Origin of the sequence: Occultella aeris (assembly GCF_902703175.1) — a bacterium.
GTDB classification, from domain to species: domain Bacteria; phylum Actinomycetota; class Actinomycetes; order Actinomycetales; family Beutenbergiaceae; genus Occultella; species Occultella aeris.
This window is the reverse complement of the sequence record NZ_CACRYJ010000059.1, coordinates 113,564-134,801: the sequence shown is the minus strand read 5'-3', so window position 1 is coordinate 134,801 and position 21,238 is coordinate 113,564. Positions and strand designations below refer to the sequence as shown.

At 71.0% G+C, this 21,238-nt stretch carries 21 protein-coding genes and 1 pseudogene; 11 read left to right on the top strand and 11 right to left on the bottom strand.

Annotation, left to right across the window (positions count from 1 at the left end; translation table 11 throughout):
• Positions 1–46: 46 nt before the first annotated feature.
• Positions 47–385: a TraR/DksA family transcriptional regulator gene (locus HALOF300_RS20655; protein ID WP_156742780.1), complete on the bottom strand. Its 339-nt coding sequence runs from the start codon at positions 383–385 to the stop codon at positions 47–49.
• 97 nt (positions 386–482) lie between these two features.
• On the opposite strand from HALOF300_RS20655, the gene HALOF300_RS20650 reads away from it, so the two are divergent.
• Positions 483–1,706 carry an RtcB family protein gene (locus HALOF300_RS20650; protein WP_156742779.1) on the top strand — a complete coding sequence of 408 codons (1,224 nt, stop codon included), beginning with the start codon at positions 483–485 and terminating at the stop codon, positions 1,704–1,706.
• Positions 1,707–1,795: 89 nt separating this feature from the next.
• On the top strand, positions 1,796–2,131 hold the full coding sequence (locus tag HALOF300_RS20645; RefSeq protein WP_156742778.1) for a hypothetical protein: 336 nt from the start codon (positions 1,796–1,798) through the stop codon (positions 2,129–2,131).
• 138 nt (positions 2,132–2,269) lie between these two features.
• Here HALOF300_RS20645 and HALOF300_RS27110 read toward each other — a convergent pair whose 3' ends face one another.
• From HALOF300_RS27110 to HALOF300_RS20615, 5 genes are all read right to left on the bottom strand, one after another.
• Positions 2,270–4,168 (bottom strand): DUF6357 family protein, encoded by a 1,899-nt coding sequence (locus tag HALOF300_RS27110; protein ID WP_197522717.1) that lies wholly within the window; start codon positions 4,166–4,168, stop codon positions 2,270–2,272.
• 165 nt (positions 4,169–4,333) lie between these two features.
• Entirely contained in the window at positions 4,334–5,029 is a 696-nt protein-coding gene (locus HALOF300_RS20630) for a GOLPH3/VPS74 family protein (protein ID WP_156742777.1), read from the bottom strand.
• On the bottom strand, positions 5,026–5,547 hold the full coding sequence (locus tag HALOF300_RS20625; RefSeq protein ID WP_156742776.1) for a small multidrug efflux protein: 522 nt from the start codon (positions 5,545–5,547) through the stop codon (positions 5,026–5,028). The genes HALOF300_RS20630 and HALOF300_RS20625 overlap by 4 nt, the downstream gene beginning before the upstream one ends.
• A gap of 101 nt (positions 5,548–5,648) precedes the next feature.
• A complete protein-coding gene (locus tag HALOF300_RS20620) occupies positions 5,649–6,401 on the bottom strand; it encodes a MerR family transcriptional regulator (protein ID WP_156742775.1) in 753 nt (250 codons plus the stop codon).
• A 150-nt stretch (positions 6,402–6,551) separates the two neighbouring features.
• Positions 6,552–7,388 (bottom strand): phosphatidylinositol-specific phospholipase C/glycerophosphodiester phosphodiesterase family protein, encoded by an 837-nt coding sequence (locus HALOF300_RS20615; protein WP_156742774.1) that lies wholly within the window; start codon positions 7,386–7,388, stop codon positions 6,552–6,554.
• Positions 7,389–7,542: 154 nt separating this feature from the next.
• Between HALOF300_RS20615 and HALOF300_RS20610 the strand changes: the two genes are divergently transcribed.
• The 8 genes from HALOF300_RS20610 to HALOF300_RS20575 all read left to right on the top strand — a co-directional run bounded on the left by HALOF300_RS20610 (position 7,543) and on the right by HALOF300_RS20575 (position 17,539).
• Positions 7,543–7,890, top strand: coding sequence for an ArsR/SmtB family transcription factor (locus HALOF300_RS20610; RefSeq protein ID WP_156742773.1), 348 nt, complete (start codon positions 7,543–7,545; stop codon positions 7,888–7,890).
• A 14-nt stretch (positions 7,891–7,904) separates the two neighbouring features.
• Positions 7,905–9,611, top strand: a complete 1,707-nt coding sequence (locus tag HALOF300_RS20605; RefSeq protein WP_156742772.1) for a SulP family inorganic anion transporter — start codon at positions 7,905–7,907, stop codon at positions 9,609–9,611.
• A 268-nt stretch (positions 9,612–9,879) separates the two neighbouring features.
• A complete protein-coding gene (gene kdpF / locus HALOF300_RS20600) occupies positions 9,880–9,969 on the top strand; it encodes a K(+)-transporting ATPase subunit F (protein ID WP_156742771.1) in 90 nt (29 codons plus the stop codon).
• Complete coding sequence (gene kdpA, locus HALOF300_RS20595) at positions 9,969–11,633, top strand: potassium-transporting ATPase subunit KdpA (RefSeq protein ID WP_156742770.1); 1,665 nt, start codon at positions 9,969–9,971, stop codon at positions 11,631–11,633. Before kdpF ends, kdpA begins: the two co-directional genes overlap by 1 nt.
• Positions 11,634–11,638: 5 nt before the next feature.
• On the top strand, positions 11,639–13,723 hold the full coding sequence (gene kdpB / locus HALOF300_RS20590; RefSeq protein WP_156742841.1) for a potassium-transporting ATPase subunit KdpB: 2,085 nt from the start codon (positions 11,639–11,641) through the stop codon (positions 13,721–13,723).
• Between the two features lie 25 nt (positions 13,724–13,748).
• Positions 13,749–14,327 carry a potassium-transporting ATPase subunit KdpC gene (kdpC, locus tag HALOF300_RS20585; RefSeq protein WP_156742769.1) on the top strand — a complete coding sequence of 193 codons (579 nt, stop codon included), beginning with the start codon at positions 13,749–13,751 and terminating at the stop codon, positions 14,325–14,327.
• 12 nt (positions 14,328–14,339) lie between these two features.
• The gene (locus HALOF300_RS20580; protein WP_231955657.1) at positions 14,340–16,865 is read left to right on the top strand and encodes an ATP-binding protein; all 2,526 of its coding nucleotides are present in this window, start codon (positions 14,340–14,342) and stop codon (positions 16,863–16,865) included.
• Positions 16,862–17,539, top strand: coding sequence for a response regulator (locus HALOF300_RS20575; RefSeq protein ID WP_156742768.1), 678 nt, complete (start codon positions 16,862–16,864; stop codon positions 17,537–17,539). Before HALOF300_RS20580 ends, HALOF300_RS20575 begins: the two co-directional genes overlap by 4 nt.
• Positions 17,540–17,563: 24 nt before the next feature.
• Here the strand turns inward: HALOF300_RS20575 and HALOF300_RS20570 are convergent, their stop codons facing one another.
• From HALOF300_RS20570 to HALOF300_RS20560, 4 genes and pseudogenes are all read right to left on the bottom strand, one after another.
• On the bottom strand, positions 17,564–18,316 hold the full coding sequence (locus tag HALOF300_RS20570) for an ABC transporter permease (RefSeq protein ID WP_156742767.1): 753 nt from the start codon (positions 18,314–18,316) through the stop codon (positions 17,564–17,566).
• Positions 18,313–18,807 carry an ATP-binding cassette domain-containing protein gene (locus HALOF300_RS27775; RefSeq protein WP_408636988.1) on the bottom strand — a complete coding sequence of 165 codons (495 nt, stop codon included), beginning with the start codon at positions 18,805–18,807 and terminating at the stop codon, positions 18,313–18,315. The genes HALOF300_RS20570 and HALOF300_RS27775 overlap by 4 nt, the downstream gene beginning before the upstream one ends.
• A pseudogene (locus HALOF300_RS27770) lies at positions 18,777–19,025 on the bottom strand (ATP-binding cassette domain-containing protein); the annotation flags it as partial. The gene HALOF300_RS27775 and the pseudogene HALOF300_RS27770, both read right to left, overlap by 31 nt.
• Entirely contained in the window at positions 19,025–19,570 is a 546-nt protein-coding gene (locus HALOF300_RS20560; RefSeq protein ID WP_231955656.1) for a TetR/AcrR family transcriptional regulator, read from the bottom strand. The pseudogene HALOF300_RS27770 and the gene HALOF300_RS20560, both read right to left, overlap by 1 nt.
• Before the next feature lie 170 nt (positions 19,571–19,740).
• Between HALOF300_RS20560 and HALOF300_RS20555 the strand changes: the two genes are divergently transcribed.
• On the top strand, positions 19,741–20,370 hold the full coding sequence (locus HALOF300_RS20555; protein ID WP_156742766.1) for a hypothetical protein: 630 nt from the start codon (positions 19,741–19,743) through the stop codon (positions 20,368–20,370).
• Here the strand turns inward: HALOF300_RS20555 and ppgK are convergent.
• Positions 20,367–21,161: a polyphosphate--glucose phosphotransferase gene (gene ppgK, locus HALOF300_RS20550; RefSeq protein WP_154794566.1), complete on the bottom strand. Its 795-nt coding sequence runs from the start codon at positions 21,159–21,161 to the stop codon at positions 20,367–20,369. The genes HALOF300_RS20555 and ppgK overlap by 4 nt on opposite strands.
• Positions 21,162–21,238 lie beyond the last annotated feature (77 nt).

The following is a 21,238-nucleotide window of genomic DNA, read 5'->3' as shown; positions in this document are numbered from 1 at the left end:
CCGCGCCGCGGCCGAGCGATCTGCGGGCCGGCAGTCGGCCAGACACTCAGGAGTGCTCCAGGCACCGGGACGCGATCGGACGTGCTGCGAGACGCTCCGCACCGATGGGCTCCCGGCACACCTCGCAGGTCCCGTAGCTGCCGGCGGCGAGGCGGTGCAGGGCCGCGTCGGCATCGGCGATCCGTGCTCGCGCGCTTGCTGCCAGCGCCTCCAGCAGCGCACGTTCGTAGGCGATGGTCGAACCCTCGGGGTCGTGCTCGTCGTCGATGTTGGCGCCCTGTGAGGCCTGGACGACGTCGTCGCGGCTGATGCCGAGGTCCGCCAGCCGCGTCAGCGCCTCCTCGCGCACCGCCAGAAGTGCTTCTCGCGCGGCGTGCTCATCCATCCCCGAAGTCGACCACGCCGAAGCGCGGTACACAACGCCGGCCCGTCCCGGTGCCCCGTTACCCGTACCCCACAACACCTCCCGGAAGGAGGCCAGCATGAACACCCAGTACCCCGTTCCGCTCAGCGGTGCCATGGCACCCACCCTCATGTGGGCGCATGAGGACGAGATCGAGGCGCAGGCGCTCCAGCAGCTCCGCAACATCGCCGCCCTGCCCTGGGTCGCCGGGGTTCGCGTGATGCCGGACGTCCACCTCGGCAAGGGCGCGACCGTCGGATCGGTCATCGCGATGCGGGACGCGGTCTCCCCGAACGCCGTGGGCGTGGACATCGGCTGCGGGATGATCGGCGTCAAGACGTCGCTGACCGCGTCCGACCTGCCGGACGACCTGTCCGGCCTGCGCGCGGCGATCGAGGCGACCATTCCGGTCGGGTTCCACTCCCACGACGAGCAGGTGGACCTGCGCCGGATCCGGCCGATCACCGGCACCGGGGGAGCGGACCGGTTGCGCGGCGAAGGGGCGTTCTGGGACCGCTTCGGCGGGCTGCACGACGACGTCCAGCGGCTTGAGGGTCGAGCGCGCAAGCAGCTCGGCACTCTCGGCGGTGGGAACCACTTCCTCGAGCTGTGCGTCGACACCGACGGTGCCGTCTGGCTCCAACTGCACTCCGGCTCCCGGAACATCGGCAAGGAGCTGGCGGAGCGTCACGTCTCGATCGCCAAGGACCTGGACCACAACCAGGGTCTGGTGGACCGTGACCTCGCGGTGTTCCTCATGGGCACCCCGCAGATGGACGCCTACCTGCGCGACCTGCACTGGGCACAGGAGTACGCCGCCCGGTCCCGTGCGGTGATGATGACCCTGATGGTCGACGTCGTGCGCAGGCACTTCACCGACCGGGACGTCAGTTTCACCGAGGTCGCGAACGTGCACCACAACTACGTGGCACACGAGCAGATCGACGGCGAGGACCTGGTCGTGACCCGCAAGGGGGCGATCCGGGCCGGATCCGGTGAACTCGGCCTGATCCCGGGATCGATGGGCACCGGGTCGTACATCGTGCGCGGCCTGGGCAACCCGGAGTCGTTCTACTCCGCATCCCACGGGGCAGGGCGACGCATGTCCCGGAACCAGGCGAGGAAGACGTTCACCGTCGACGATCTGGCCGTCCAGACCGCCGGCGTCGAGTGCCGCAAGGACGCCGGTGTGGTCGACGAGATCCCCGGCGCCTACAAGGACCTCGAGTCCGTGATCGCGGCGCAGTCGGACCTGGTCGAGGTGGTTGCCCGCCTTCGCACGGTCCTGTGCGTGAAGGGCTGACCGCCCCAGATGGCCCGGCCGGCGAGCATCTGCTCGTTGGCCGGGCCCCAACCTGCCTCAACCAACCATGCTCGAGAAGGGAGCACACGATGTCGAACACCAACATGACCCGAGAGATCGCTGTGGCCGTGCTGCCTGGCCAGCTCGCCACGACGAACTCGGCCCGCCTGCTCGTCGCGGCCACGCTGCGCCGAGCCGGAGCGCGGCGCCCGGACACCCTCGTGCTGCACGGGGGACCGGAGTCGAACGCCACGCCGGCCGCCGTCTCGGCTCTGGTGACCTCCGCCGGCAACGCCGGGGTGACCCGGCTTGTCGCGGTGAACGTCACGGACCGGCTGCACCGGACCCTTGGCGCCATCACCCGGGACGCCGACCTGGCCTACGAGCGGCGCGAGGTGCCCGAGGACGCCCTGCTCCGCGCGTGAGTTCGTGTTGCTGTCCACTGCTGAGCCAGGTCCACCGCCCCTAGGCACCCCGCTGATGGTCCGACGAATGAGGTGTCTTCGCCCTCCGCACGGAGGAACGGGCAAGACTCGTTGCGAAGCTCGCGCTGCGAACGAGCGTCACGCCCACTTCTCGAACTCGACGTCGAGGCGCGGGTCCGTACGCACCCAGACCTCACCGTCAGCGGCTTCGGCTGGGGCGTGGACGCGTTCGAGGCCGAGGAGCTCGATTAACGTGAGCAGTTCGGCTCGTTCCGCCTGGTCGTCGTCGAGGCTGTGCGAGTCGAAGAAGACGTAGTACTGATCGGTCGGGTCCACGATGCCCGAATCGCCCCAGATCCGAGCGACCTCGTGGATGGCCATGGACTCGGTCGTGATGGTCTCGGCTCGGGCGGCTCCGCGCTCCTCGGGCGTCGCGTCGACGTCGCCGAGGCTGGGCAGCCACTGGCCGTAGTGGCTGAGCCCGGAGAATCCGTTCTCGAAGAACAGCATCGCTGCAGGCAGGTACGCGTTGGCGTGACCGACCTTGAGGAACTCGGTCCGAGGTCTCTCCGCTCCCGCCGCGCGGGAGATCACTCCCTTCCTGGGCATGAGCACCACGCTCTGACCCGACTCCTGGTCCTCGATGGTGAAGACGCCCGCGTCTCGACCCTTGAAGAACGAGGAGAACGCGACGTACGCCTCCTGTGGGCGGTGGACCAACACCACTTGCTCGCTGCCGGCATCGTCGCGGAACACGTATCCCTTGGCGGGCGAGGCGTGCTCGCCGGGGGAGTCGCGCCGCCGACGCGCTTCCTCGAACTCGGAGTGGTCAGACATCCAGACCGCCAGCCCATCCAGGGCGTCGAACCCCCCGGAGACGTAGCCGCGCACGATGGCCCGATAGTGGGCGAGGTCGTCGATGAGGCCGTACTCGACCCGGTACTTCGTCTCCGCTTCGCCACCGTCATCCGAGACCGTCGCGATCCGGGCGAGGGACGACGCGTAGAAATGAAGTTGGATCCCTTCGCCCAACGCCTCGTCCTCGAGCGTGAACACCTCGTTGCGGGAGCCGATCCGGTCAGCCACGAACTCCCAGAACGCCTCGACAGCACGTCGGTCGTCGCCCGGATTCCACTTCTCCTCGACTTCCCTGTCGTCGGTGAAGGTCAGCGTGCGCACGCGTGGCTGCGTCTGTGCCTCGTCGTCTGCTGCGTCGACGTCGAACGGCTGCGTTCGAGCGCGACGAGCTGCCTCGGAGCACATCAAGAAGCTCACCGTCGTCACCGCATCGGCGGCGAGCTCCGGATACGCACCTCGTACAGCCGCCTCGACCGCTGCCTCCATCAACTTCCAGTCCTGCTTGTCCGTGCCAGTCTTCCCGCGGCGGGCATCGCGGTCGATCCTCAAGCCGGTACACGCGCGCTCCGCGGTATCGATCACCCGCAGCACCTCAGGCAGCAGCGCGGGATCGACGGCCTCGGGGTCGCGACGCGGAATTGTCGAGCCGTGAAGGTACTGCCCGGTGAACCTGAGGATCGCGGCGTCGAGCGGGGAGAGCGTCACACCGCGCTGTGCACGGTGCCGGTCCGCGTCGTACTCCTGTGCCCTCTGCCAGTCCGGCCGCTCCGTCGCCGCGCTCATGGACTCGACGACGCGACCGCTCTCGAGCAGGTCTACGTCGGCACCGTAGGCGACGAGCTGAGTCCGATCCCAGTCCGTGTGCTTGAGGAGTGCATCCACCTCCTCGGGGCGCCCGAGAAGAATCGGAGCCAACAGCCCGACGGCCGCATCGTCGTCCAGCGGGTCGCTGATACCGGCAGCGAAGCACAGCGGCCCCAGTGCGCTCCACAGGATCACATGTCGCGCCAGGTCCTCGCGGAGCACGACGAGGTGCTCTTCCTCGATCGGAACACTGAACGTCCGCGGATCATGCTGAGCATCAGCTCCGCCGGCGAACTCGAGCCGCAGCGCCTCGCCCGCGCTGACCACCTTCGGCAACCAGTAGTTCTTGCGGTCGAACACGACCACACGGCTCATGGGATCTCCTCTGTCGATGCGCTCACGCTAGCTGGTCGCGCTCCGGTACCCAGCCACCCAGCCGGCCAGACGCTGACGCATGGCGTTGGCCCAGGTAGGCCCTGTTCCAGGTGATCATCGCCGGTGACCTCGACGCCGTCGGGGAGCGGCTCGCGAGGACCATGACTAGGGCTTGGGCAGCACGGCCGCCGCGATGACCACGTTGTTGACGATCACTGCGGTGACGGTGCGGGCCACGGCCTCCGCGGCTGCTTCGGCTCCCCAGTTGCCCTGCTCGAGCTCCTTGGCCCTGGTGATCACGGGGGAGGTCCAGGGGATGTCCCGGTGGAACTGCGGAAGCGTCCCGCTGCCCGAGATCAGTGCGGCGAGCGCGGCGACCCGGGGCTGCGGCTGCACGCCGTCGACGAGGACCGCACGCACGTCCGCGAGGAGGGCGGCCCGGCGCTCGCCGCCGGTGCCCTCCAGGACCTTCGTGTCGAACAGGCCGAGCGTCCTGCGGGTGCCCCGCTGGATGTCGCCGCGCTCGATCAGGCGGTCCAGCACCGGTTCGCGCAGTCTCGGCCCGACCGCCGCGAGGACCGTCTGGATGCCGCGGGGCTTATCGGCGACGTAGTCCCACACCGAGCGCAGGATCTCGTCGGCGGGCGGGTTGTTCTCGACCGCCTCCACGAGCGTCCCCCCGAACCGGCCGGTGGCGGTGCGCACGTGCTCGCCGAGGCCGAGATCGGCGAGCACGGCGCCGGCGAGGACGTAGAACAGGGTGTTCTCCCCGGCGATGGAGCCGGTGCGCTGGAAGCCGGAGTTCGGCTGGAACAACAGGAGCAGGAGGTCCTCGGCGAGGTTGGGTCGCGCGGTGGTCACATGATCACCGTGTTCAGCCCGACCCAGATCAGCGTCGTGGTCAGGGTGGTCCACAGCACGATCGCCACGGCCTGCCAGAGCAGGACCCAGCCGCGCGGCGCCCCCGAGGCGACGAACATGGCCGCGGTGAAGTGCGTCGGGATCGCGACCGGCGCGAGCAGGCTCGCCCCGGGAACACCGAACCGGACCAGCCACCTCTGGACGCGTTGGCGTCCCTTCGACTGGGGCTTGGGTTCCTCGAGGGTCTGGACCCCTCCGCCCGAGCGGCTGGCGACGACCGCAGTGCGGGCTCGCGAACTGACGAACACGACGGCGGTGACGGCCAGGAAGTTCCCGGTCGCCGCGGCCACTCCGGCCACGATCGGGTTGATGCCGCCCAGCACGCCGATGATGCCGCCGGCGTCCCCCTCGATGAACGGGACCATGCCGCCGAGCAGGACGATGAACGGTTGCAGGAACTCCGGGACCTGGGCGACCAGTTCCTGGAAGGTGCGGATCAGATCCGCGATGGGATTCACGGTAGGACTCCTCGTGTCAGGGATTCCGAGCCCGCTCTGGGCCAGGACCGCCAGTAGAGTCCGTGTTCTAGGAACAGGGTCAAGCCGGTGTGACGCGACTCTCAGTCCGCGTCGCCGCCCGCCTCCCGCTCGGCGCTCAGCAGTTCCTGCGCGAGGAGGCCTGCGCGGCCGAGGACGTCGCGCTGCGCGGGGTTGTAGAGCTCGACGATCGCCTCGATGAACGTCTGCTGCGTGACCCGCGTGCTCTTCGACAGGTGGCCCACCGGATCGCTCAGCCAGGGGTAGTCCCGCAGGTTCTGCGCGAGGGTCTGTGCGAGCGAGGTCGCTAGCCGCTGCCGGGTCGCCTCGTCCGCGTCCGCAGGCAGCGAGTTGATCTCGTCGCCGAGGTCCTCGGGGTCGGCCTCGACCATGCGGCGCAGGTCCGCCATCGCGCCCGCGTCGAAGAGCTTGCCGTAGATGTGCAGGATCGAGCTGTCGGCCTCGGACAGCCGGGCCGCGACGGACTCGAAACCCGGGGGAACGTCGGCCGGTGCCTGGTCGCGCAGGATGGCCGCGATGTCCGCCCGGGCCTGATGCAGCCGTTCGATCTGCGCCGCGAGCTGGGTGTCGACCTCGCGCAATGCCTCCGGGGTGGCGTCGCCGGCGGCCGCGACGTCGCCGATCTGCGACAGCGGCACGCCGAGCTCGGTGAGGCGCCGGATCCGCAGCAGGCGGACCAGGTCGGGCACCGTGTACTGCTTGTACCCGTTGTAGCCGCGCTCGGGCTCGTCGATCAGGCCGAGCCGGTGGTAGTGCCGCACCGTGTTCACGGTCGTCCCCGCGAGGTCGGCCAGCTCACGCGTACTCCACGCCATGGCGCGCTCCCTAGGTGCGGTGGTGGGTCGGCTCACTCACGTGCCGAACATACCCCGGCACTGAGGTCGGACCTCGGCCGCGGGGTTGCGCCCGCCGCACGCCGCGCAGAGGCGGACCCGGCAGACCGGGCCCGCCTCCGCCGTCGGGCGCTATTCGGAGAGGAACGCCTCCAGGGCGCTGAGATCGTCGGTGTTGATGTGATCGACCCCCGCGGCGACCAGTTCGGCCCAGACGGCGTCGCGCTCGGGACCCGCCACGTCCGGCGTGGCCCAGAACCGGACCCGGTAGCCGGCCGCGTGCGCGGTCTCGACGTACGCGTGCAGTTCGGCCCGCTCGTCCGCCGGCATCTCGCCGACCCCGCCCCAGGAGAACAACTGGGTCCAGTTGTGGCTGACCAACGGCATCAGGGCTGCAGGCAGGCCCGACGTGAGGTCGGTGGCCCGGCCGTCGTAGAAGCTGAACCGGTGCTCGGCCGCGGCCATCGTCTCCAGCGGCCGGTTCCCGCTGATCACCGCGGTGACCGGGCCGGGCAGGACCCGACCGCGCACGTACCGGGTCACGAGCTGTCGGTGCTCGGCGAGTTCGGCCTCGATGGCGGCCCAGGTGGACTCCGACTCGGACTTGATGTCGATCAGCAGCTGCAGGCTGCCGTCCCAGCCCGGGTAGACCGACCGGCCCTGGCCGCTGCGGATCAGGTCCGTGAGCGGGTCGAGGTAGAGGCTCTCCAGCGTGCGGTCGGAGTCGACGTCCGCCAGGTCGTGGGCGACGAGCAGCTCACCGTCGACCAACCACACGTCCGCCTCGACGCTGGTGAAGCCGTGGGAGAGTGCGTCGAACAGCGGCCGCTCGTGCTCGTAGTCGTTGTGCGCGTGGGCGGCGTCCAGCGGGTCGCCCAGGTCCACCTGCGCGGGCGGCGCGGCGGCGGCGGTAGTTGCGCCGATGAGGCTGATCGTTGCGAGCAGGACGGTGGCGATCGTGCGCTTCACGGTTCCTCCAGGGTGGGTGGGCACTAGCCAACGGCGATGGTGCAGCGCCGGCAACCGGAGGCAGGCGAACAGCGCGTCAACGGCCAGTGAACGAGTCCACCGGATGATTTGATAGATTCATCAAGTCATCATCCCGTCCCGTTGAAGGGTGGCCATGCCCACCACCACGCAGACCCCCATCTATGTCGCGAAGGCAGACCTGTTCAAGGCCCTGGCGCATCCCGTGCGGATCCGGGTCCTGGAGCTCCTGGTCGATGGTGACAAGCAGGTCAGCGAGCTTCTTGCCGAACTCGAGATCGAGGCCTCGCACCTTTCCCAGCACCTCGGCGTGCTGCGGCGCAAGGGTGTGGTCAGTGCGACCCGGGCGGGCAACGCCGTGCAGTACACGCTCGCCACGCCCGTGGTCGCGGAGCTGCTGCTGGCGGCGCGCACCTTCCTGGTGCAGACGCTCGCGCCGAGCCGGGACCTGCTCGACGACCTGGAGAGCGAAGGCGCCGAGTGAGCCACGCGCCGACCATGACCGTGAAGGGAGTGGCGGGTTGGCTCGGCCACCTGATGATCCCGCGCCGCGCTGACTACGCGGGGCTGCGCACGAGCTGGCGCCGGGACCTCCTCGCCGGCCTCACGGTCGGCATCGTCGCCCTCCCGCTGGCCCTCGGCTTCGGCGTCGCCTCCGGCGTCGGCGCCGGCGCGGGCCTGGTGACGGCGATCGTGGCCGGCGCCGTCGCGGCGGTGTTCGGCGGCTCCCACCTGCAGGTGTCCGGACCGACCGGCGCGATGACGGTGGTGCTGGTGCCGGTCGTGGCCCGGTTCGGGGTGGACGCGGTGGGCCTGATCGCGGTGCTGGCCGGCGTGATCATCGTGATCATGGGTGTCCTGGGCATGGGCCGCCTGGTGTCGTTGATCCCGTGGCCGGTGGTCGAGGGGTTCACGATCGGGATCGGCATCGTGATCGCGCTGCAGCAGGTGCCGCTCGCCCTGGACCTGCCCAAGCCCGACGGCGAGAACTCGCTTCTCGTCGCGATCGACGCCGTGCGCGTGGTCGACTGGGCGGCCGCGGCGCAGCCGCTCGCCCTGGTCGCTCTGGTGATCGCGATCATGGTCGTCACGACCCGGTTGCGCAGGAGCCTGCCGGCATCGCTGATCGCCGTGGCCGCCGCCACCGTTGCTTCGCTCGTGTTCTCGATGGACGTGGACCGGATCGGCGCGCTGCCGTCCATCTTCGCGACACCCTCGCTGCCGGCGGTGGAACTGGCGGACCTGCGCACCCTGCTCTCGGCCGCGCTCGCGGTCGCGGCTCTCGGTGCCCTGGAGAGCCTGCTCTCGGCGCGGGTGGCGGACGGCATGGCCGATGACATCGGCCGGACCCAGGGCAGCCGGGAACTGGTGGGGCAAGGGCTGGCGAACGTCGCGTCCGGGCTGCTCGGCGGGATGCCCGCCACCGGCGCGATCGCCCGGACCGCGGTGGCCGTGCGGGCCGGTGCCCGCACCCGGGTCTCCGCGCTGACGCACGCGGTACTGCTCGCCGTCGTCGTGCTCGTTGCCGCGCCGCTGGTGGCGCACATCCCGCTCAGCGCCCTCGCCGGGGTGCTCATCGTCACCGCCGCCCGGATGGTGAACATCCGCACCGCCCGGTCGATCCTGCGCAGCACCCGGCGCGACGGAGCTGCCCTGCTCGTCACCGTGTTGGTGACGGTCGCGTTCGACCTGATCCTCGCCGTCGAGGTCGGGGTGGCGGTCGCCGCCGTTCTCGCGCTGCGCTCGGTGTCCAAGGTGAGCGGGCTGCGACGCGAGGAGCTGCCCGCCGAGATCGGCGCGGAGCAGGAGCACGAGCTGCTGCACGAGCACATCGCGGTCTACCGGTTCGACGGCGCCCTGTTCTTCGGTGTCACCCGCCGGTTCCTCGAGGAGCTCGCGGCCGCGGTGGATGTGCGGGTGATCATCCTGCGGCTGTCGAGCGTCCGGCTGATGGACGCCAGCGGAGCGAACGCCCTCGCCGAGTTCATCGTCGACAAGCAGGCGCACGGCGTCACGGTCCTGCTCAAGGGGATCCCGGCGGACCAGAGACGTCTGCTGGAGTCCGTCGGGGTGTTCGACACCCTCCGGACCCGCAAGCACGTCTTCACGACGATGCCCGAGGCGATCGAGCATGCCCGCTCGCACGTGCGCCGTGAGCTGGGCGGAGAGCCACCGATCCTGCCCCTCGGCCGCAGGTCCCACTGAGAGGTCCCGGCCGCGACACCTGATCCGAGCATCGGCGTCAGGGAGGTGTCCGGATCCGCGTGCTGGGCGTCCGGGTTCCGTCAGGAAAAGCCCGCCGGGCCGATTTCCGGGTGCTGAATGGATGACGGCGGTCGTCCGGACCGCTCGACGTGCCTGCCGGTATGTCGCATTCCGACCTGGAGTTCGCTGTGGCTGATCTCGCCTTCGTGGCCCTGACCTGTGCGGGGTTCCTCCTGCTGGCGTTGCTGGCGCGGGGGGTGTCGAAGCCGTGAGCGTGGAGTCTGCCGTCGCACTGGTGCTTGCACTCGCGCTCGCCGGCTACCTGGTGTGGGCCCTGCTGCACCCGGAGAAGTTCTGATGCCCGTCGCACTGGCCGCCGTGCTGCAGGTCGGGTTCCTCGTCCTGCTCCTCGCCGCGGTCCACGTGCCGCTCGGCAACTACATGGCGGGCGTCTACTCGGGAAAGCGTCACCTGCGGGCCGAGCGGGCCGTCTACCGGATCGGCGGGATCGACCCTGACTCCGACCAGCACTGGTCGGTCTACGCCCGGTCGCTGCTCGCGTTCTCCGCCGTCAGCATCCTCGTGCTCTACCTGCTCCTGCGCCTGCAGGCGTACCTGCCGCTCTCGCTCGGCATGACCGGCCTCGCCCCGGACGGAGCCTGGAACACCGCCGTCTCGTTCGTCACGAACACCAACTGGCAGTGGTATTCCGGCGAGTCCACCATGGGCCACCTCGCCCAGATGGGTGGCCTGGCCGTGCAGAACTTCCTCTCCGCCGCAGTCGGGATCGCCGTCGCCATTGCGCTGGTCCGTGGCTTCGCCCGGCAGGGCACCGACCGCATCGGGAACTTCTGGGTCGATCTGGTCCGGGGCACCGTGCGGATCCTGTTGCCGATCGCCTTCCTCGCCGCGATCGTGCTCGTCATCGGCGGCGCCGTCCAGAACTTCGACGGCGCCCGCGAGGTCACCACGATCACCGGAGAGCCGCAGAGCATCGTCGGCGGCCCGATCGCGTCCCAGGAGGCGATCAAGAACCTCGGCACCAACGGTGGCGGGTTCTTCAACGCCAACAGTGCGCACCCGTTCGAGAACCCGACGGCGTGGACCAACCTGGTCGAGATCTTCCTGCTGCTGGTCATCCCGTTCAGCCTTCCGCGCACCTTCGGGCGGATGGTCGGCAACCACCGGCAGGGCACGGCGATCGTCTCCGTGATGGCCACGCTCTGGCTCGCCGCCGTCACCATCACCACGTGGGCGGAGATGCGCGGGTTCGGCACCGTGCCCGGCGCCGCCGGCGGCGCCATGGAGGGCAAGGAACTCCGGTTCGGGCCTGCGGCGTCCGCGCTGTTCGGCGCTTCGACGACCGGGACCTCGACCGGATCGGTGAACAGCTTCCACGACTCCTACACCGGCCTCGGCGGCGGCGTCACGCTGCTGAACATGATGCTCGGCGAGGTGGCGCCCGGCGGGGTCGGCGCCGGCCTGTACGGGATGCTCGTGATGGCCGTGCTCGCGGTGTTCCTGGCCGGACTGATGGTCGGCCGCACGCCCGAGTACCTCGGCAAGAAGATCGGGCGGAAGCAGGTCACCCTGGTGGCCCTCTACATCCTCACGATGCCGACGCTGCTGCTCGCCGGCGCCGCCATCACCGCCGCCAGCCCTGCTCTCGTCGACGCCTCCGTGCAGGAGAGCGGACCGCACGGGCTCACCGAGATCCTCTACGCCTACGCCTCGACCGTGAACAACAACGGCTCGGCGTTCGCCGGCTTCGGTGCCAACACGCCGTACCAGAACACCGCACTCGGACTGGCCATGCTGTTCGGCCGGTTCGTCCCGATCGCCCTGGTGCTCGCCCTGGCCGGATCGCTCGCCAGCCAGCGGAAAGTCTCCGAGACCACCGGCACCCTGCCCACCCACGGGCCCGTCTTCGTCGGTCTGCTCGGTTTCGTGGTGCTGATCGTCGCCGGACTGACCTTCTTCCCCGCTCTCGCTCTCGCTCCTCTTTCGGAGGCCCTGCTGTGACCACCATGACCAACGCCACCCCCGAGACCGATCACGCCCCCGCCGCACGGGTCCGGGCCGGTGCGTTCCGCCCGCGGCAGCTGCTGCGGTCCCTTCCGGACGCCCTGCGCAAGCTCGATCCGCGGCACCAGATCCGCTATCCGGTGATGTTCGTCGTCTGGGTCGGCGCGCTGGCCACGACCGTCCTGGCCATCGCGCACCCGTCCCTGTTCGCCTGGTCGATCACCGTGTGGCTCTGGGCCACGGTCGTGTTCGCCAACCTCGCCGAGTCCGTCGCCGAGGGCCGCGGCAAGGCCCAGGCCGACTCGCTGCGCAAGGCGCGCACAACCGCGATGGCCCGCCGCCTGCACGGTGACGACACCGAGGAGTCCGTGCCGGGCACGGCACTCGAGGTCGGGGACCTCGTCGTCGTCGAGGCCGGCGAGGTGATCCCCAGCGACGGAGACGTGGTCGACGGCGTCGCTTCCGTCGACGAGTCGGCCGTCACCGGGGAGTCGGCGCCCGTCATCCGGGAGTCGGGCGGTGACCGCTCGTCGGTCACCGGCGGCACCCGGATCCTCTCGGACCGCATCGTGGTTCGCATCACCGCGAAGGCCGGCGAGACCTTCCTGGACCGGATGATCTCGCTGGTCGAGGGCTCGGCCCGGCAGAAGACACCCAACGAGATCGCGCTGAACCTGCTGCTGGCCAGCCTCACGCTGATCTTCCTGCTCGCCGTGGTGACCCTGCAGCCGTTCGCCGTCTACTCCGGGCAGGCCCAGCCCCTGATCGTGCTGGTCGCCCTGCTCGTCTGCCTGATCCCGACCACGATCGGAGCGCTGCTGTCCGCGATCGGCATCGCGGGCATGGACCGGCTCATCCAGCGCAACGTGATGGCGCTGTCCGGCCGCGCCGTCGAGGCCGCCGGCGACGTCGACGTGCTGCTGCTGGACAAGACCGGCACCATCACCCTAGGCAACCGGCAGGCCGTGGAGGTCGTCCCCGCCGGGCAGGTGACCGAGGTCGAGCTCGCCGAGGCCGCGCAGATGTCCAGCCTCGCGGACGAGACCCCCGAGGGGCGCTCCGTCGTGGTGCTCGCCAAGGAGCGCTACGGCATGCGGCTGCTGTTCCACGATCAGCTCCCCACCGCGACGTTCGTCCCGTTCACGGCCCAGACCCGGATGAGCGGGGTGGACGTGCAGACCCACTCAGGGCTCCGGCAGATCCGCAAGGGCGCCGCGTCGGCCGTGATGGCCTGGGTGCGCGAGAACGGCGGTCACCCGACCGCCGACGTCGGCGAGGCCGTCGACTCGATCAGCGCATCGGGCGGGACCCCGCTGGTGGTGGCCGAGCAGCGCGGTGACGGCCCGGCCAGGGCGCTCGGTGTGATCCACCTGAAGGACGTCGTCAAGTCCGGCCTGCGGGAGCGGTTCGACGAACTCCGCAGGATGGGGATCCGCACGGTGATGATCACCGGGGACAACGCGCTCACCGCGCGCGCCATCGCGGCCGAGGCCGGCGTCGACGACTACCTCGCCGAGGCCAAACCCGAGGACAAGATGGCGCTGATCAAGGCCGAGCAGGCCGCCGGGCGGATGGTCGCGATGACCGGCGACGGCACCAACGACGCCCCGGCCCTGGCCCAGGCGGACGTCGGCGTCGCGATGAACACCGGAACCTCGGCCGCGAAGGAGGCCGGGAACATGGTCGACCTGGACTCCAACCCCACGAAACTCATCGAGGTCGTGGCGATCGGCAAGCAGCTGCTGATCACCCGCGGCGCGCTCACCACGTTCTCGATCGCGAACGACGTCGCGAAGTACTTCGCCATCATTCCGGCCATGTTCGCCGGCCTGTACCCGCAGCTCGACCGCCTCAACCTGATGGGGCTGTCCTCACCGGAGTCGGCGATGCTCTCCGCGGTCATCTTCAACGCCCTCATCATCGTCGCCCTCATCCCGGTCGCGCTGCGCGGCGTGCGGTACCGGCCCCGCGGCGCCTCCGCGATGCTGCGCGGCAACCTGCTCGTCTACGGCGTCGGGGGACTGATCGCCCCGTTCGTCGGCATCAAGCTCATCGACCTCGTCGTCTCCCTGCTACCGGGCTTCTGAGCCCCTCCGACTGGAGCACTGCACCATGTCCGCATTCCTCAAGCAGTCCCTCGCCGGCCTGCGGGTCCTGCTCGTCATGACCGTCATCCTCGGACTCGGCTACCCCCTCGCCGTCTACGGCGTCGGCGCCCTGATGCCCGCCCGGGCGAACGGCTCACCGGTCGTCGTCGACGGCGAGACCGTCGGGTCGAGCCTCATCGGCCAGACCTTCGACGGCGACGAGTGGTTCCGGACCCGGCCGTCGGTCGCCGGGGACGGGTACGACCCGCTCGCCTCCGGGGCCTCGAACCTCGGCCCGGAGAACCCCGACCTGCTCGCCACCGTGCAGGCGCGCCGCGCCGAGGTCGCCGAGCGCGAGGACGTCGACCCCGATCGGGTCCCCGTCGACGCCGTCACCGCCTCGGGCTCCGGCCTGGACCCGCACATCTCACCCGAGTACGCCGACCTTCAGGTCGAAAGGGTGGCCCGGGTACGCGGCCTGAGTGACGCCGTCGTCGCCGATCTGGTCGCGCAGGCGACCACCTCGCCTGAGCTCGGCTTCCTCGGCGCCCCACGCGTGAACGTCGTCGAGCTGAACGCGGCGCTCCTTGCGCTGGAGGAGTGACAGGCTGAGCGCATGACGGAGCACGAGATGCCCGACGGCGCCGGTCACCGTGGGCGCCTGCGGGTCTACCTCGGCGCCTCGGCGGGTGTCGGGAAGACCTACGCGATGCTCGACGAGGGACGCCGCCGGATCGGCCGCGGCGTCGACGTCGTCGTCGGGCTCGTCGAGACGCACGGCCGGGCCCACACGGCAGCGCTCCTGGAAGGTCTCGAGATCGTCCCGCGGCGCGAGCTGGGGCACCGCGGCGCCGGCTTCACCGAGATGGACCTGGACGCCGTGCTGGCCCGGGCGCCGCAGGTCGCGCTGGTCGACGAGCTCGCCCACACCAATGTCCCGGGCAGCCGCAACGCCAAGCGCTGGCAGGACGTCGAGGAACTGCTCGACGCCGGCATCGACGTCGTCACGACCGTCAACATCCAGCACCTGGAGAGCCTGAACGACGTCGTCGCGTCAATCACCGGGGTCAGGCAGCAGGAGACCATCCCGGACGAGATCGTCCGGCGAGCCGACCAGATCGAACTCGTCGACATGAGCCCGGAGTCGCTGCGCCGCCGGCTCTCCCACGGCAACGTCTACCCGGCCGAGAAGATCGACGCCGCCATGTCGAACTACTTCCGGGTCGGGAACCTGACCGCGCTGCGTGAGCTCGCGCTGCTGTGGACCGCGGACCGCGTGGACGAGGCGCTGGAGGCCTACCGCAAGGACCACGATATCGCCGAGCCGTGGCCGGCCCGGGAGCGGCTGGTCGTGGCCGTCACCGGCGGAACCGAGACCGAGACCCTCGTGCGGCGGGCCGCCCGGATCGCCCAGCGCGGCAGCCGCGCCGAGTTCCTCGCCATCCACGTGCTCCGCAGCGACGGGCTCACCGGGGTGGCGCCGGACTCGCTCGGCAAGCACCGCACCCTGGTCGAGTCGCTCGGCGGCAGCTGGCACACCGTGCTCAGCGACGACGTCCCCGGCGCCGTCCTGGACTTCGCCCGCGGCGTCAACGCCAACCAGATCCTGCTCGGCGTCACCCGCAGGGGTCGCGTCGCCGGCGCCCTCGCCCCCGGGGTGGCCGCGCGGGTGATCGATGGATCCGGTGACATCGACGTGCTCGTGGTTCCGCACGAGGGGGCCAGGGGTGGCACCCGTCGGCGTCCGCCACGGGGTGTGCTGACCCGGCGGCGCACCGTCCTGGCCTGGTCCATGGCGCTGGCCGGCCCACCGGTGCTGTCCTGGATCTGCACCGTGGCGGGTGATCTGGACTCCCTCCCGACGGCCCTGATGCTGTTCCTCAGCCTCACCGTGGGGGTTGCGCTGGTCGGCGGCCTGCTCCCGGCGCTGTTCAGCGCGGTGCTCGGCGGCCTGCTCAGCAACTTCCTGTTCGCGCCACCGGTGCGGACCTTGACGATCGCGCAGCCCCAGCACGCGCTCGCCATCGGGATCCTGCTGGCGGTGGCGGTGGGCGTCTCGGCGGTCGTCGACCTCGCCGCCCGCCGCACCCTCGAGGCCGCGAGGGCCCGGGCCGAGGCGGATGCGTTGACCTCGATCGCCGGTGCCGTGGTCCGGGCCACCGACGCCGTGCCCGCCGTGCTCGAGCAGCTGCGGGAGACTCTTGGCGTTGGCGGGGTGGCGCTGGTCCGCAAGGGCGTCGGGGCGGTGTGGCAGATCCTGGACACCTCGTCCGGCGAGCCGCCGAGCACGCCGGAGCAGGCGTCCTCGACCATCCAGATCGACGAGGACCTCTCACTCGCAATGCGGGGCGGCACCCTCTCGCCCGGTCAGGTCCGGTTCGTGGGCGCCGTCGGGCAGTACCTGAACTCGCTGCTGGAGCGCGAGCACCTGCGGGCCCAGGCGCGTGCGGCCCGCGTCGCGCGCGAACGCGACGCGACCCGCACCGCGCTGCTCGCCGCCGTCTCGCACGACCTGCGCACGCCACTGACCTCGATCAAGGCGGCGATCACCGCGCTGCGCTCGTCGGCGCAGATCGCGCCCGAGGACCGGCGGACGCTCCTGGCCGACGTCGAGGAACAGACCGACCGGCTGCAGTCCCTGATCGACAACCTCCTCGACATGAGCCGCATCGACGCCGGCGTGGTGACACCTCACCTGGACCCCGTGGCACTCGATGAGGTCGTGCCCCTCGCGGCCGGCGCGGTCGGAGTCTCAGCGATCGAGATCGATGTACCGGAGGACCTGCCGCTGCTCCGCGCGGACGCAGGCCTGCTCGAGCGTGCGCTCGCGAACGTCATCGAGAACGCGGTCCGTCACACCGCGGCGGGCACGCGGGTCCGGGTGGTCGCGGAGCAGGTCGGCGGCTCGCTGATGGTTCGCGTGGTCGACCGCGGTCCAGGAGTGCCGGACGAGCGCAAGGAGCAGATGTTCGCGGCGTTCCAACGCCTCGGCGACGTGCCGCAGGGACACGGCCTCGGGCTCGGTCTCGCCGTCGCGCGGGGTTTCATCGAGGCCAACGGCGGCACCCTGGAGGCCGAGGACACCCCGGGCGGCGGCCTTACGATGATCGCGACCCTGCCCCTGCCAGCGGATGCACAATGACGCGCGTACTGATCGTCGACGACGAGCCCGCCCTGGCCCGGGCGCTCGCCGTCGTGTTCCGGGCGAACCGGTACGAGGCCCAGGTCGCCACCACCGGCGCGGCGGCCGTCCAGGCGGTCACCGACTGGCACCCGGACGCCGTCGTCCTCGACCTGGGCCTGCCGGACCTGGACGGCATGGACGTGCTGCGCGCGATCCGCAGCTGGTCGAGCCTTCCGATCGTGGTGCTCTCCGCGCGCCAGACCAGCGACGACAAGGTCGAGGCACTGGACGCCGGTGCGGACGACTACGTGACGAAGCCGTTCGGGACGGACGAGCTGCTCGCCCGGATCAGGGCCGCCGTCCGGCGCCGCCCCGCGGAGGAGGACCCGCCCGTGGTGCGCGCCGAGGCGTTCACGGTCGACCTGGCCCTTCGGCGTGTGACGCTCGCGTCGGGGGAGACCGTGCGGCTGACACCGACCGAATGGCACCTGCTCGAGCTGCTCACCCGCAACGTCGGCAAGATCGTCGGGCGGCGCGAGCTGCTGCAGGAGCTGCGCGGCCCGAACCTGGACGCCGAGACGCACTACCTGAGGGTGTACATGGCGCAGTTGCGTCGGAAGCTCGAGCCCGATCCCGCGCGGCCCCGCCACCTGATCACCGAGGCGGGCGTCGGTTACCGCCTGCAACCGTGAGCCCGCGGCTCGGAGCATGCCGGTTCACCGGTTCAGTTGCAGCCGGGCCCAGCTCGCCCAGGTGAGCGCGACGAACGCTGCGGCGCAGACGAGGGCGACGGCGAGCTGGCCGACGCTGACCTCGGTGCCGCGGCTCATCGCCCAGAGGGCGGGCGCGGCCGGCGGCATCGCGCCGCCGGCGCCGGCGAGGACGGCGACCTGGGTGAGGACGACGACTCCGATCACGGCGCCGACGCCCGCCAGCAGGGAGCGGGTGAGGGTCACGACCCAGGCGACCGGCATCGCGATCGCCCCCGTGAGGGCGCCCAGTGCCCATTGCCGGCCGAGCCCGGCCCAGACCTCGGCGTCGGGCCGGCCGTAGCCGAACGCGCCGCCCAGGACTAGCAGCGCCAGGCCCAGCAGCAGGCTGACGGCGACCACCCAGATCAGGTACACGGCGATCTTGGCGAGGGCGATCCGGCCCCGGCCCACGGGCAACGCGAAGAGGGCGCTGACGGTGCGGTCCGCGAACTCCCGGCCGAACATCCAGGCCAGGACCGTCCCGAATCCGAGCAGCCCGCCGGCCGAGGTGATCTGCGCCGCGGCGGAGAGCAGACCGGCCCAGTCGCGGGTGGCGGCCGGCCCCATCTTGGCGACGAGGTCGGATTGACCGTTGGTCAGTGCCACGGTGATACCGCAGAGCAGGGCCACGGTGCCGAGCAACAGGGCGAGCGTCCCGATCACGCCGACCGGGGAACGTGAGAGTTTCAGCGCCTCGACGCGGATCGGTGCGTTCATGGCGTCCGCCGACGAGTCTCGTCGTCCGCAAGGAGGCGTGCGAAGAAGGCGCGCTCGAGGTCCGGCGTCGAAGGGTCGAGGCCGCCGATCAGCCGGCCGGCGTTCATCACCAGGATGCGGTCGGCGATCCTCGCCACCTCGTCGAGGTGATGACTGCTGACCAGGATCGCAGCGCCGTCATGCGCACGTTCGGAGAGGTGTTCACGCAGCACGATCACCGATGCCGGGTCGAGCGCGTTGCTGGGCTCGTCGAGCACGACCAGTCGTGGTTCGTGCTGCAGTGCGGCGGCCAGGCCGACCCGCTGCTGGTTGCCGAGGGACAGGTGCCGGAAGCGGCGGTCCAGGACGGGGGTGAGCTGCCATCGGGCGATGGCCGCGTCGACAGCCGTGGGTCGGTGCCGCGCAGCAGCCGCGCGACGGAGAGATTCTGCCGGACGGTGAGCTCCGGGTAGGCCAGCGGCGCATCGACCAGCGCACCAACCTCGCGCCATCGCGGCGCGGGCAGGTCGGCCAGGTGCGATCCGTGCACCGTCACCGTGCCGTCCTGGGCCCTCAGCATCCCCAGGGCGAGGCGCATCAGGGTCGTCTTGCCGGCGCCGTTCAGGCCCACCAGCGCCACGATCTCGCCCGCGGCGACGGCGAAGGTGAGGCCCTGGACCCCCGCGCCGCCTCGGAACCGCAGACCGACGTTCTCGAACTCGAGCACCATCAGCCGCCGCCAAGGGTGTCCAGCGCCCGTCCGAGGGCAGCACCGAGGTCGTCCCGGTCGGACCGGGCCCAGTCCAGTAGCGCCGTGCTCAGGCCGGCGATGACGGCGGTCGCCGCCACCCGCGCCGCCGAGGCGGTGGCGCCACGGGTGATGAGCGCATCGGTCAGGGCCGCGACCGTGGCTTCGCTGTTGCGTTCCAGTGCCCCGCGCAAAGTGGTCGCCTCGGCGACGATTCGTAGCCGGGCGCGCAGTTGCGCGGCGTCACCCGGGTCGACGGCGCGCCACGCCGACCGGATCCCCTCCACCACCGCACGCATCGGCCGCTCATCGACTGGGCGCCCCGCCACCTCCTGCGCGATCTGCGGGTCGTAGGGGTCGTGCAGCAGCAGCGTTTCCTTCGAGGAGAAGTGCCGGAACAGGGTCATCTCGCTGACGCCCGCGGCGCGCGCCACCGCCGCGGTCGGCGTCGCGTCGTAGCCGCGGGCCAGGAACAGGTCGAGCGCGGCCCGCTGCAACGCTTCCCTCGTGTCGGCTCTGGTTCTCACCCAGGCGATGTTAGTCACTAACAGGCCCACGTGGGTAGGCTTGGCCTCCCTCGTCCGGGGGAGTTCGTAGGCTCGTGCGGGGGAGGAGCCGTCGCTGCGGCCGCGGCACCATGGGTGCAGGCCTCGTCCCTCGGCGGGCCATTGCCCTGATCGGCAGGAGACCGGTGACGATGCAGACCCCGCCCATCCTCGACACGGCCGCAGACGTCGCCGGCCCGGCTGCCTCGCAGGCCCGGCTCGCCGGCCCGGCGATGATGGCCGGCGCGGTCGTGTTCGCCGCCGCCGGGTACTTCGCCGGTGAGCCGTCCGGCACGGCCGCCTACACGGTTTCGAACGTGGCGGGCCTGATCGCCGTCGCATTCGTCCTGGTCGGGTTCGGCGTGTTCAACCGCCGTTACCGGGCGGCCCTGGGCCGGCTGGGCGGCTGGGGCATCGGCCTGGTGCGCTTCGGCCTCCTGGCCACCGTGCTCGGCTACCTGGTGAACTTGGTCGGCCCGCTGCTGCCCGGCCAGGCTGCGGCGGCGGTGGCCGTGGTCGGCATCCCGGCATGGTCGCTGGCGCACCTGATGTATGTGGGTGCGACGGTGCTCGGCATCGCCTGCCTGCGGTCCGGCGCGGTGCCGCGCCTGGTCGCGGTGCCGCTGGTCTGCGGCCTGCCGCTGCTACTGGCCGGGGTCGGGCTCGGCTTGGCTGTGGGCGGGACGGCCGCGACCGTCATCACCTGGATCGCCACCGAGGGCCAGGCCGGGCTCGCCTGGTTCCTGGTCGGCCTGCACCTGCGCGGCCGGACCGCGAGCTAACGGTCCCGCGCCGCCAGTGCTGCGGCGCCCACGATGCCCGCAGTGTTGCGCAGCTTCGCGGGCACGATCGGGGCCCGCAACTCCAGCAGCGGCAGGAACTTCTCGTGGTCCTTGGACACCCCGCCGCCGACGATGAACAGGTCGGGGGAGAACAGGAACTCCACGTGCGCGAAGTAGCGCTGCAGCCGCTCGGCCCACTTGGCGTAGCTCAGGCCCTCCTTGTCCTTGACGGAGGACGCGGCGCGGGTCTCGGCGTCGTGGCCGTCCAGCTCGAGGTGACCGAGCTCGAGGTTGGGCACCAGGACGCCGTCGTGGATGAGGGCGCTGCCGATGCCGGTGCCGAGCGTCATCACTAGCACCGTGCCGTCCTGACCGAGCCCGGCGCCGTAGCGGGCCTCGGCGTAGCCGGCGGCGTCGGCGTCGTTGACCACGTGCGCGTCGTGACCGGTGAACCGGCGGGCCACCTCGCCGACGTCGGTGCCGATCCAGCGCTTGTCCATGTTCGCCGAGGTGATGGTCACGTCGTTGAGGATCACGCCCGGGAAGGTCAGCCCCACCGGGGTCGAGTCCGGCAGGTCCCCGAAGTGCGCGACCACCTTGCCGAGCACCTCGCCGACGGCCTCCGGGCTGGACTCCTCGGGGGTGTCCAGCCGGAACCGTTTGCCCAGGAGCTCGCCGGTGCGCAGGTGCACCGGGGCCGCCTTGATGCCGGAGCCGCCGATGTCGATGCCGAACCCGACGTCGTTCTCGTGCACGTCGGCGAGGGTCAGATCACTCACGTTCTTGGCCATGGCTGTCGGAATCTCCGCTTCGAGGTGGTTCGGCGCCTGGCCCCGCGCGTGCGGAGCGACGGCATCGGGAAGAGTCT